General features: G+C 60.0%; 10 protein-coding genes. 7 read left to right on the top strand and 3 right to left on the bottom strand.

From position 1 onward, the window contains the following. The first annotated feature begins 13 nt into the window (after window positions 1-13). Window positions 14-691 (top strand): tRNA (5-methylaminomethyl-2-thiouridine)(34)-methyltransferase MnmD, encoded by a 678-nt coding sequence (gene mnmD / locus J7413_RS06305; RefSeq protein ID WP_209097207.1) that lies wholly within the window; start codon window positions 14-16, stop codon window positions 689-691. Then, the gene (locus J7413_RS06300; RefSeq protein WP_209097206.1) at window positions 688-1,554 is read left to right on the top strand and encodes a DMT family transporter; all 867 of its coding nucleotides are present in this window, start codon (window positions 688-690) and stop codon (window positions 1,552-1,554) included. The genes mnmD and J7413_RS06300 overlap by 4 nt, the downstream gene beginning before the upstream one ends. Here the strand turns inward: J7413_RS06300 and J7413_RS06295 are convergent. Next, entirely contained in the window at window positions 1,551-3,503 is a 1,953-nt protein-coding gene (locus J7413_RS06295) for a lytic transglycosylase domain-containing protein (RefSeq protein WP_209097205.1), read from the bottom strand. The two genes, J7413_RS06300 and J7413_RS06295, sit on opposite strands and share 4 nt — an antisense overlap. 164 nt (window positions 3,504-3,667) lie before the next feature. Between J7413_RS06295 and dapA the strand changes: the two genes are divergently transcribed. Then, complete coding sequence (gene dapA, locus J7413_RS06290; protein ID WP_209097204.1) at window positions 3,668-4,540, top strand: 4-hydroxy-tetrahydrodipicolinate synthase; 873 nt, start codon at window positions 3,668-3,670, stop codon at window positions 4,538-4,540. Between the two features lie 121 nt (window positions 4,541-4,661). Here the strand turns inward: dapA and ubiB are convergent, their stop codons facing one another. Both ubiB and ubiE read right to left on the bottom strand, forming a co-directional pair. Further along, entirely contained in the window at window positions 4,662-6,197 is a 1,536-nt protein-coding gene (gene ubiB, locus J7413_RS06285) for a 2-polyprenylphenol 6-hydroxylase (protein WP_209097203.1), read from the bottom strand. Further along, entirely contained in the window at window positions 6,194-6,943 is a 750-nt protein-coding gene (gene ubiE / locus J7413_RS06280; protein ID WP_209097202.1) for a bifunctional demethylmenaquinone methyltransferase/2-methoxy-6-polyprenyl-1,4-benzoquinol methylase UbiE, read from the bottom strand. The genes ubiB and ubiE overlap by 4 nt, the downstream gene beginning before the upstream one ends. A 163-nt stretch (window positions 6,944-7,106) precedes the next feature. On the opposite strand from ubiE, the gene mutM reads away from it, so the two are divergent. From mutM to J7413_RS06260, 4 genes are all read left to right on the top strand, one after another. Beyond that, window positions 7,107-7,958: a bifunctional DNA-formamidopyrimidine glycosylase/DNA-(apurinic or apyrimidinic site) lyase gene (mutM, locus tag J7413_RS06275; protein WP_209097201.1), complete on the top strand. Its 852-nt coding sequence runs from the start codon at window positions 7,107-7,109 to the stop codon at window positions 7,956-7,958. A gap of 63 nt (window positions 7,959-8,021) precedes the next feature. Continuing rightward, the gene (locus J7413_RS06270) at window positions 8,022-8,798 is read left to right on the top strand and encodes an enoyl-CoA hydratase (RefSeq protein ID WP_209097344.1); all 777 of its coding nucleotides are present in this window, start codon (window positions 8,022-8,024) and stop codon (window positions 8,796-8,798) included. Window positions 8,799-8,950: 152 nt separating this feature from the next. Then, window positions 8,951-10,084 carry a cytochrome c peroxidase gene (locus J7413_RS06265; protein WP_247743352.1) on the top strand — a complete coding sequence of 378 codons (1,134 nt, stop codon included), beginning with the start codon at window positions 8,951-8,953 and terminating at the stop codon, window positions 10,082-10,084. Window positions 10,085-10,213: 129 nt separating this feature from the next. Beyond that, window positions 10,214-11,476 (top strand): imelysin family protein, encoded by a 1,263-nt coding sequence (locus tag J7413_RS06260; protein ID WP_209097199.1) that lies wholly within the window; start codon window positions 10,214-10,216, stop codon window positions 11,474-11,476. Window positions 11,477-11,511 lie beyond the last annotated feature (35 nt).

Here is an 11,511-nt window from a genome sequence, read left to right as displayed (position 1 = left end):
AAGGCAAAGCATGATGAGCGACCAGCAGGCGGATCTTGAATGGCGGCAGGATGCCATTCCCGTGTCCACACGTTTTGATGACCCTTACTTCAGCCTCGACAATGGGCTGGCCGAAACGCGCCATGTGTTTCTGGCAGGCAATGACCTGCCCGCGCGCTTTGCCCCGGGGTTTCACATTGCCGAACTGGGCTTTGGCACCGGGCTGAACCTTTTGACCACATGGATGGCCTGGGATCAGGCGGGTGGGCAAGGCCCGCTGCGCTTCACCTCTTTTGAGGCCTTCCCGATGAGCGCGGATGAAATGGCGCGCGCGCTGGCCGCTTTCCCTGAGCTGGGGGACTATGCCGACCGTCTTGTGGCGGCCTATCGCGAAGACCAAACGCTGGCCACGCTCGCAGGCATTGAGGCGCAGGTGGTTGTTGGAGATGCACGCGCAACACTCGCGGCCATGGATTTTGAAGCAAACGCTTGGTTTCTGGATGGCTTTTCCCCAGCCAAAAACCCCGAGCTCTGGGATGAGGCCCTGTTGGCGCAGGTGGGCACACACACCAAAGCGGGCGGCACGGCCGCGACCTACACGGCCGCAGGCTTTGTGCGCCGCAATCTGGAGGCGGCGGGGTTCGCAGTCACGCGCATTCCGGGCTTTGGCCGCAAGCGCCACATGACCCAATGTGTGAAACCCGCCACATGAGCGCTGCTAACAACCGGCTTGGCATTCTGCTGATGTCACTCACCACCTTGGTGTTTGCGCTGCAGGACGGCCTGTCGCGGCATTTGGCCGGCGAATACAACACCTATCTGGTGGTGATGATCCGCTACTGGTTTTTTGCAGCCTTTGTGATTGCGATTTCGGCGCGGCACGCTGGCGGTTTGCGCAAAGTCGCACGCACAGCTTTTCCATGGCTGCAGGTCGGGCGCGGCGCGCTGCTGGCGTTGGAAATCTGTGTGACGGTTCTGGCCTTCACGCTTCTTGGTTTGACAGAAACCCATGCCATTTTCATCTGTTATCCGCTGATGGTTGCCGCGCTCTCCGGCCCCGTGCTCGGCGAGCGTGTCGGCTGGCGGCGCTGGCTGGCCATTGGCCTTGGCGCCGTGGGCGTGATGATCATTCTGAAACCCGGCTCAGGCGTGTTTAGCCCGGCAGCAGCGGTGCCCTTGCTGGGGGCGCTGATGTTTGCCGTTTATGGCCTGATGACCCGCTATGTGGCGCGCAAAGACAGCGCGCAGACCAGTTTCTTTTACACCGGTGTCGTCGGCTGTGTGGTGATGACGGCCATCGGGGTGTTTTACTGGGAACCGATTTCTGGCCCGGATTGGATCTGGATGGCGATTCTGTGTTGCAGCGGTGTCTTTGGTCACTGGCTGTTGATCCGCACCTATGACGTGGCCGAAGCCAGCGCGGTGCAGCCCTTTGCCTATTTGCAACTGCCTTTTGCGGCCGCGCTGGGCATGGCGGCCTTTGGCGAAACGCTGCGCCTCAATGTGGCGATCGGGGCCGCAATTGTGCTGGCCGCTGGCCTGTTCACATGGTGGCGTGAACGACAGGCGGCTTAGTTCAACCTCTGAATGGTGGCGCCCACGATCTCGCGCCCAAAGGGCACCGGATGCGGGTCCTTGCCCAGCCGCGCGCGATAAACCGGCAGGCTTTCGGCCACCCGCATCACATAGTTTCGGGTCTCGTTGAACGGAATCATCTCGATCCAGTCGATCATCGCCTCGGTTGATCCGCCGCGTGGGTCGCCATTGTTTTCCATCCAGCGCAGCGGGCGGTTGGGCCCCGCATTATAGCCCGCCGCAATCATGATGATATTGCCATCAAACTGCTCTGACAGCCGCGCCAGATAGGCGCTTCCCAGACGTGCGTTATAGGCTGGATCCGCTGTCAGATTGCCCAGCACATAGGCTTCGCCCGTTGACTTCGACATCAGCTGCGCCGTGCCGGGCATCAGCTGCATCAACCCGCGTGCGCCCGCGTGGCTCACCACCACCGGGTCAAATTCGCTTTCCCGCCGCGCAATCGCCAGCGACAGCTCATCGGCGACCGGCAGGCTTTGCTCAGAGAGCGGATGCAGCGGATAATAGGGCCCGGGCAGGGTCACGCCCATCCGCACCATCTGTTTGCCCAGCATCACCGCCACATGCGGCTGCCCCAGATCCAGCGCCATCTGGCCCATCTGCCCCAGCGCTCTGCGATCCTGTGTTTCGCTCAGATGCACCCAGAACCGTTCTGCCAGATCCAGCTCACCCGCCGCCAGCAACATGCGCGCCGCCTGATGCACGCTGGAGGTGGTCCAGGCGGCCGCGCGCCAATCGGGGAAACGTTCGGTGCCTTTCAGCGCTTGATCATAAGCAATTCCGGCTTTTTCGGCGGCCAGTAGTCCGTAAAAACTGGTCTGATGGGCGCCACCCGCCACATAAGCCTGCTGGGCCGTGGCCGTGTCTCCCAACGCTTCATAAGCGCGGCCCATCCAATAGCCCGCGCGCCCCAGCGAAATCGGGGTTTCCACAGCTTGCGCAAACTGCAGGAAATGCGCGGCGGCCTCTTCAGGGCGGTCGAGATAGCGCAGCGCCAGATAACCCGCGAGCCATTCACAATCGGCATAGGCATAGCCCGCCTCGGGTGTCAGGCGATGCGTGGCCGCCAGCGCATAAGCGGTGCGATAATTGCCTGCCCGCATCTGGCTGCGGATCAGAGAGCGCCGCCGTGGCGCCCATTCTTCGGGTTCTCCCAAAGTGCCCGCCTCACTGCGTGCCAGAATCAGCTCAATGGCACTCTCGTCGCGATCTTTTCGGTGACGCCAGACAAAACGTTCATGGGCCAGGCCGGGATCATTCTGCAAACTCTCAGGCACGGCATTGATCAGCCCGTCGACCCCTTTGGCCATGGCCCGCAGCCCCAGCCGTGCCTTGGCCAGCGCGACCCAGCCATCTGAAACATGGGGATACATCGCTTCCGAGTTGCTCTGCCAGTTTTTCCACAACATGCTGTCCAGCCGGGCGGTGTGATGGGGCGCAAGCAAATCGCCATATCGTTTGAGATAGTCGGCCTTGGTTTGTGCGTTCATCGCCATGGTGCGCCAAGCCACCACAATGCCCGCTTGCGCGGCGCCTGCCTCTCCGGCCTGTTCCAACATGCGCGCTTGCGCCAGCGCGCCTTCGGCGGTCTGTGCGTTGCCATGCACAAAGAAGGACATCGCCATTTCACGGCTCACCCCTTCAAAAGCGGCTTCGGATTGTTTGCGCAGATAGGGCAGGCCGGGCCAGTCGCCGCGCCGATCCAGAAAGGCCAGCACCTGATCCGGGCTGCCTTCTCCGGCGCGAAGACGGTGCCATTCGACGATGTCGCGCGCCACCTGATCGGTGTTGCGCACCGCCCTTGCGGCCCCCTCCCAATCTTTTGCGCGGATAGAACTCATCGCGGCGCGCAGCTCTTCACGATGCTGGGCGGTGGCGGGCATGGCCATAAGCAAGGCCACAACAACTGTCAGAAAAAGACGCAACATGGCTTGCATTTTCCCATGCCAAACAGGATAGAACCCGCACGATACGACGCGCCTTCCCCAGCCTCAACTCACAATCTTGGCAAGCGGGCAACTTCCCGCTAGGGTCCGCGCGATTTCATACCCCGGGCAATTCCGCCCAGCTGCGCAAAACAAAGGAGCGTGCCATGTTCAAAGGGTCTTACCCCGCACTCGTCACGCCGTTCACGAACGGCGAGCTGGATTTGGAAACGCTCAAGAAACTGGTGGAGTGGCACATCGGCGAAGGCACCAATGGCTTTGTGCCCGTTGGCACCACCGGTGAAAGCCCCACCCTGAGCCATGCCGAGCATGAAGCTGTGGTAGAAGAGGTGGTGCGCGCCGCCGCAGGCCGTGTGCCGGTGATTGCGGGCGCGGGCTCCAACAACACGCTGGAAGCCATCCATCTGGCGCAGCACGCGGAAAAAGTCGGTGCAGACGCCATCCTCGTGGTGACGCCTTACTACAACAAGCCAACCCAGCGTGGCCTGATTGCGCATTTCACCGCGATCCACGATTGCTGCACGCTGCCGATTGTCATCTACAACATTCCGGGCCGTTCGGTGGTCGACATGACCCCGGAAACCATGGGGGAGCTGGCCAAGCTGCCGCGTATTGTGGGGGTGAAAGACGCCACCGGCGATCTGGCCCGCGTGAGCCAGCAACGTGCCACCTGTGGCGCTGACTTCGTCCAACTCTCCGGCGAAGATGCCACCGCACTCGGCTTTAACGCCCATGGCGGCGTGGGCTGCATTTCTGTGACGGCCAACGTTGCCCCGAAACTCTGCGCGGAATTCCAGGCGGCGACGCTGGCGGGTGATTACGCCAAAGCGCTGGAATATCAGGACAAGCTGATGCCACTGCATGAGGCGATCTTTGTAGAGCCGGGCCTTGTGGGCGCAAAATACGCGCTGTCGCGTCTGGGTCTTTGCAATGAGGAGGTGCGCCTGCCGCTCACCTGCCTGACCGATGACACCAAAGCGCAGATCGACGCAGCCATGGCCCACGCCGGCCTGCTGTAAGTCGCAGTTTTATAGGGGCTCTTGCCCATAAAGAAGAAGCGCCCCTGGGGCGCTTCTTTTGTTTTGATCTGATGGTGAAGGTCAGGCCAGATCTCTCAGGCCAAATCTCTCAGGCCGGATTTCAGTGCCAGAGCTCGTAGCCCAGACCAATCAACATTGCGGCGGCAAAAGCCCCGGCCACGGCACCAGACACCACCCAAGGCCAGACCTTTGGGTATGCAGGTTCTTTCTGATCGGATTGTGCAATCAGGGCCGCCTCAACCATCGCAGGCAATCGTGGCCCAAAGCGGGTCATCACACGCGCGGTTTTGGCCAGATCGCGCAGCAGGGCGCGCGGACCGATGCTTTTCTGAATGTAGGCGCTGACCACGGGTTTGGCGACGTCCCAGATGTTGAGATGCGGATCCAGCGAACGGGCCACGCCTTCAACCACAACCATGGTGCGTTGCAGCAGGATCAGCTCGGTGCGGGTTTCCATGCCAAAGCGCTCTGTCACCTCAAACAGGTAGTTGAGCAGCCGACCCATGGAAATATGATCGGCATCCATGCCAAAGATCGGCTCGCCCACCGCGCGCAGGGCGCGGGCAAATTCATCCACATCTTGATCCGCAGGCACATACCCGGCTTCAAAATGCACCTCGGCCACGCGTTTGTAATCGCGCTGGATGAAGCCAAACAGGATCTCCGCGTAAACCCGACGGGTGTATTCATCGATGTGGCCCATGATGCCAAAGTCATAGGCGATGATATCCCCATTGGCGGCGACCTTCATGTTGCCCTGATGCATGTCCGCGTGGAAATACCCGTCGCGCAGCGCGTGGTTCAGGAACAGCTCCAGCACCCGCGCACCCAGTTTGGCGCGGTCATGGCCCGCCGCATCCAGCGCGTCATTGTCGCCAATTGGGGTGCCTTCCGCCCAGCCCAGCGTCATCACGCGTTTTGCGGAATAGGCCCAGTTGATGGTGGGCACCTGAAACATTTCATCGTCTTGGGTGTTGGCCCCAAACTCGCTTGCTGAGGCGGATTCCAGCCGCAGATCCAGCTCGCCTGTGACCACCCCGTCAAAATGCTCAATCACCTCCATCGGGCGCAGACGGCGCGAGGCTGGTGAGAGCGAGGCAATCACATTGGCGGCAAAGTAAAACGCATCCACATCCTTGCGGAAGGCCCGCTCAATGCCGGGGCGGAGCACCTTCACAGCCACCTCTTCACCTGTTGCCGCCAGACGCGCGCGATGCACCTGCGCAATAGAAGCCGCGGCGACGGGTTCGGAAAACTCTGAGAAGATCTCATCCGCATCTAGGCCCAGCTCTTGCTGCACGGCGGCCTTGGCCTCTGCCACAGAAAACGGCGGCAGCTTGTCCTGCAACACGCGCAACTGGGTGGCCAGATCGCCGCCCACCACATCGGGGCGGGTGGAGAGCACCTGACCAAATTTGATGTAGGCCGGGCCAAGCGCGGTCAGCGCGCGCGGCAGGGGCGGGGCCTCAGGGTCGCCTTTGATCGCCAGCCACTGAAATGGCCAGGCCAGCCCGCGCAGCACCATGCGCACATGGCGCGGCGCTTCAAACGCATCCAGCACCACCCCCATGGCGCCGGTGCGCTCCAGCGTGGCACCGGTGCGGATCAGGCGAATGATATTGTGGGGGCCTCTCACAGTTTCCAGCCCGAATGCAGCGCCGCGATGCCCATGGTCAGGTTGCGGTATTTCGCGTTCTCAAACCCTGCGGTTTTGACCATATCAAGGAATGTGTCCTGATCCGGGAATTTGCGGATGCTCTCCACCAGATACTGGTAACTGTCGCGGTCATTGGCGATCACCTGCCCCATGCGCGGAATGATGTTGAAGGAATAAAGATCATAGACCTTCTGCATCATGTCATTTGGGATCTGGGAAAATTCCAGCACCATCAGGCGGCCACCGGGCTTCAGCACGCGAAACGCCTCGTTCAGCGCCTCTTGCGGGCGGGTCACATTCCGGATGCCAAAACTGATCGTGTAAACGTCAAAGCTGTTGTCGGCAAAAGGCAGCGCCATCGCGTCGCCCACCACCCAATCAAGGCTTTCTGCCATATGGTCGGCCTCAGCCCGCTTGCGCCCTTCCACCAGCATTGGCTCTGTCAGGTCACAGACAGTGGCATGGCCGTGGCCCGCGCGCTTGAGGAACTTAAACGAGATGTCGCCGGTGCCACCCGCCACATCCAGCAGGCGCTGGCCGGGACGTGGCGCAAGCCAATCCATCATCGCGTCTTTCCAGATGCGGTGGATGCCCATCGACATTACGTCGTTCATCACATCGTATTTGGAGGCCACCGAGCCAAAGACGCCCTGCACACGGCCAGCTTTCTCGCTTTCCGGCACGGTTTCAAAGCCGAAATGGGTGGTGTTGTCGTTGTTCGCCATCACGCGCAATCCTCTTGGTTGCTCTCTACATATAGAGCGTGTGGAACAGGTACAATGCGTCGAATTGGTGAGTGCGCGGCCCGCTGTGCGGGCCGAGAAGGTGACTTGCGCCCATCAGCTCAATTTGCGCATTGTCCTGCGCAGTCAAAGGAGTCACAGAAACATGCCCGAACTCCCCGAAGTTGAAACCGTCCGTCGTGGTCTGCAACCGGCCATGGAAGGCGCGGTGATTGCCACTGCGGCGGTGAACCGCCCCGATCTGCGCTGGCCATTTCCAGAGCGTATGGCCGAGCGGCTGACCGGAGCGAAAGTCCTGCGCCTGCGCCGCCGCTCCAAATACATTCTGGCCGACCTTGATACAGACGAGTCGCTGCTGATCCATCTGGGCATGTCCGGGCGCATGACGGTGTCGGGCGATCCTCTGGGCCAATTTGCCCATGATCACCCGCAGGCTGAGAAACACGACCACGTGGTCTTTGACATGGACAACGGCGCGCGCGTCACCTTCAACGATCCCCGCCGCTTTGGCGCGATGGATCTGCTGCCGCTTGAAACTGCCGAAACCCACCCGCTTCTGGCCAAGCTGGGGCCGGAGCCTTTGGGCAATGACTTTCACGAATCCTACCTTGTCGAGCAGCTCTCAGGGCGCAACACGCCGATCAAATCCGCCCTGCTCGATCAGCGCATCGTGGCGGGCCTTGGCAACATCTATGTCTGCGAGGCGCTCTATCGCGCAGGGATAGCGCCGAAACGCAAGGCAGGCGCCATTTCAAAAGAGCGGACACAGTCTCTTGTGCCGATCATCCGGCAGGTCCTCGCAGAGGCGATTGAGGCCGGGGGCAGTTCGCTGCGTGACTTTCGTCAGGCGGATGGGGAACTGGGGTATTTTCAACACAGCTTTGATGTCTATGGACGGGAGGGTGAGCCCTGCAAAACCCCTAGCTGCACAAGCAAAATAAGCCGAATCACCCAATCTGGCCGCTCATCTTTCTATTGCGCGCAATGCCAAAGATAACTTGATCGAATTGCCTCAAATGGTAAGGAATCACTCCTGACCGGAACAATGAAAGCATCACTCATGGCTTTTGAGACGATCATCGTCGAAATCGAAGAGCACGTCGCCCTTATCAAGCTCAACCGCCCTGACGCGCTCAATGCGCTCAGCCAACAGCTGGTGGGGGAGCTGCTGGAAGCGCTGCAAAGCGCGGACAAAAACGACAAAGTCCGCTGCATCGTCCTGACCGGCTCTGAGAAAGCCTTCGCCGCAGGCGCCGACATCAAAGAAATGTCGGAAATGAGCTTTGCGGATGTGAACCTCTCCAACCTCTTTGCCGAGTTTGGTGACCGCATTCAGGACATTCGCAAGCCGGTGATCGCGGCGGTGTCCGGCTATGCGCTGGGCGGCGGCTGTGAGCTGGCGATGGCCTGCGATTTCATCATTGCGGCTGAGAACGCGAAATTTGGCCAGCCGGAAATCAATCTGGGTGTGATTGCCGGGATCGGCGGCAGCCAGCGTTTGACCCGTGCGGTGGGCAAAGCCAAATCCATGGATATGAACCTGACCGGGCGTTTCATGGATGCCGCCGAAGCAGAGCGTTCTGGCCTTGTGAGCCGGGTTGTGCCACCCAAAAAGCTGATGGAAGAGGCGATGGGCGCAGCCCAGAAGATCGCAGAGAAATCGCTGATCGCCAGCCAGACCGCCAAAGAGGCCGTGAACCGCAGCTTTGAAACCACCCTGCGCGAAGGCCTGCTGTTTGAGCGTCGGGCGTTCCACTCGCTGTTTGCCACCGAGGATCAGACCGAAGGCATGGCCGCCTTCGTTGAAAAGCGTGAACCACAGTTCCGCGACCGCTGATCGCAATTGGCGCATCACAGGTTATAAAGGCCGCCCCTTGGGGCGGCTTTTTTGTTGGTGGTTTGCCCCCCCCTGCGACAATGGGCACAGATTGACTCTGACGGCACGCGGCGTGAAAACCTGATAAAACAACTCAGCCAATGGAGTGCGTCATGAAATGCGTGTTGGCCTCTTTCGTCTTCTTTGCTTTTGGGGCCGGTGTGGCACTTGCCCAATCCGATGTGCCGCAAACGCTGGAAGACTTGGGCGCGCTTCTGTTTTTTGACGTGAATTTATCGGCCAACCGCACGCAGTCCTGCGCCACGTGTCACAGTCCTGACTTTGGTTTTGCAGATCCACGCGGGATGGCATCGATTGGGGATGATGGCGTGTCACTCGGGGATCGCAACGCCCCCAGCGCCACTTATGCGGCGTTTTCCCCAGCGTTCCACCAGAATGAAGAAGGCAACTGGGTCGGTGGCCAGTTCTGGGATGGCCGTGCGGCGGGGCTTGCCGCGCAGGCGGGCGGGCCGCCGACCAATCCTGCGGAAATGGGGATGAAGGACGCAGCTGCCGTTGTTGCGCGTTTGTCCGAAAACGCAGTCTATGAACAAGCCTTCGCGACCCTGTTTGCACCTGATACACTTGCAACGGCAGAAGCTGGGTATGCGGCGATGACGCAGGCGCTTGCCGCCTTTGAGCAAACCGAGCTATTCGCCCCATTTGACAGTAAATATGATCGTTTCCTGCGCGGCGAAGCAGAATTGACCCGCGAAGAAGATCTGGGGCGAGTGTTGTTCTTTTCGCAGCAGTTCACCAATTGCAACCTCTGTCATCAGCTGCGTCGCAGTGCGACCGATCCGCGCGAGACCTTCACCAACTACCAGTTCCACAACATTGGTGTGCCAGAGAACACCACGCTGCGTGCGGCCAATGGGGTGGCTCTGGGCACTGTGGATCTCGGTTTGATGAACAACCCTGCGGTGGCCGGAGATTCAGATCAACGCGGCAAATTCAAAACCCCCAGCCTGCGCAATGTCGCGGTGACGGGGCCCTATATGCACAACGGCGTGTTCGAAGATCTGCGCACGGTGGTTCTGTTTTACAATCGCTACAACACCTTTGATGAGGCGCGACAAATCAACCCAGAGACGGGCGAACGTTTTGGACGGCCTGCAATGCCCGCAACACTCGCGGTCAAGGAGCTCACACACGGTCCCGCCCTTGATGATCGACGTGTTGACGCAATTGTGGCCTTCCTGAAGACCCTGACCGATGCGCGCTATGAGACGCTTCTGGAGCGTTAATCTATATTTTTAAGGTATGTTTGTTGGCCTTCTCGCCCAAAAATTGAATACCTAGTGAAACAATAAGGATTGACCTTTCTGAGTAATTTTCTCAGTAATGCGCGAGAGTTCAACCTTGGGATCGAGTTTATGACACGTGCATTTCTGACCACAACCGCGGCCGTTATGGCCTTCGCCGCTCCGGCTTTTGCTGCCACCAAAGCGGACGTTCTGACCAACTACGCCGATATTGCTGCGGCAAAATACGAAGACAGCCTGACCACCGCGAAAACCCTGCAAGCCGCAGTGAACGCGCTGGTGGAAGCGCCTTCCGCAGAAGCGCTGCAAGCCGCCAAAGACGCTTGGCTGGCCTCCCGCGTGCCTTATCAGCAGACCGAAGTTTATCGCTTTGGCAACGCCATCGTGGATGACTGGGAAGGCAAAGTGAACGCATGGCCGCTGGACGAAGGTCTGATCGACTATGTGGATGCATCTTACGGCGGCCCAACCGATGAGAACCCTCTTGCGGCACTGAACGTTGTTGCCAATGCGACGCTCGACATCTCCGGCACTACTGTGGACGCAACCAACATCACCCCTGAGCTGCTGGAAAGTACCCTGCACGAAGCAGACGGTGTTGAGGCCAATGTAGCCACCGGCTACCACGCGATTGAATTCCTGCTCTGGGGCCAGGACCTGAACGGCCACGAGCATGGCGCAGGCGACCGCAGCTGGACCGATTTTGCCGCAGGTGATGACTGCACCAACGGCAACTGTGACCGCCGCGCAGCTTACCTGAAAGCCGCGACCGACCTTCTGGTCAGCGATCTGGAATGGATGGCAGCACAATGGGTTGACGGCGGCGAAGCACGCACAGCTGTAACCGGCGACGAAGACGCAGGCATCGTGGCCATCCTGACCGGCATGGGCTCCCTGTCTTATGGCGAGCAAGCCGGTGAGCGTATGCGCCTTGGCCTGCTGCTGAACGATCCAGAAGAAGAGCATGACTGCTTCTCTGACAACACCCACAACAGCCACTACTATGACGGCCTGGGCATCCAGAACGTCTACCTTGGCGAATATGTGCGTGTGGACGGCTCCCTCGTGTCCGGTGCCTCCCTGTCCGATCTGGTGGCCGAAGCCGACGCGGGCCTTGATGCAGAGCTGAAAGGCAAACTGTCTGACACCATGCTGGGTCTGGGCCGTATCAAAACCGCCGCTGAATCCGGCTTCTCCTATGACCAGATGCTGGAGCGCGGCAACGAAGCCGGCGAAGCGCTGGTGATGGGCGGCGTGAACGGCCTTGTCGAGCAGACCAAATCCATCGAAGCCGCTGTGGCTGCGCTGGGTCTGGACCAGCTGGCATTCGAAGGCTCCGACAGCCTCGACAATCCGGACGCAGTGTTCGAATAATACCACCCAACAACAGGGGGCGGGATGGTCCCGCC

The sequence above is a fragment of the Shimia sp. R10_1 genome (assembly GCF_017744095.1).
Classification (GTDB): domain Bacteria; phylum Pseudomonadota; class Alphaproteobacteria; order Rhodobacterales; family Rhodobacteraceae; genus Shimia.
This window is presented reverse-complemented; position numbering and strand designations above follow the sequence as displayed.

Bases quoted from the DNA above. Each gene is read 5' to 3' on its own strand.
- ubiE (WP_209097202.1), bottom strand. From the start codon at position 6,943: ATGGCGAACAACGACAACACCACCCATTTCGGCTTTGAAACCGTGCCG.
- J7413_RS06265 (WP_247743352.1), top strand. From the start codon at position 8,951: ATGAAATGCGTGTTGGCCTCTTTCGTCTTCTTTGCTTTTGGGGCCGGT.
- mutM (WP_209097201.1), top strand. From the start codon at position 7,107: ATGCCCGAACTCCCCGAAGTTGAAACCGTCCGTCGTGGTCTGCAACCG.
- J7413_RS06260 (WP_209097199.1), top strand. From the start codon at position 10,214: ATGACACGTGCATTTCTGACCACAACCGCGGCCGTTATGGCCTTCGCC.
- J7413_RS06300 (WP_209097206.1), top strand. From the start codon at position 688: ATGAGCGCTGCTAACAACCGGCTTGGCATTCTGCTGATGTCACTCACC.
- J7413_RS06270 (WP_209097344.1), top strand. From the start codon at position 8,022: ATGGCTTTTGAGACGATCATCGTCGAAATCGAAGAGCACGTCGCCCTT.
- mnmD (WP_209097207.1), top strand. From the start codon at position 14: ATGAGCGACCAGCAGGCGGATCTTGAATGGCGGCAGGATGCCATTCCC.
- J7413_RS06295 (WP_209097205.1), bottom strand. From the start codon at position 3,503: ATGTTGCGTCTTTTTCTGACAGTTGTTGTGGCCTTGCTTATGGCCATG.
- dapA (WP_209097204.1), top strand. From the start codon at position 3,668: ATGTTCAAAGGGTCTTACCCCGCACTCGTCACGCCGTTCACGAACGGC.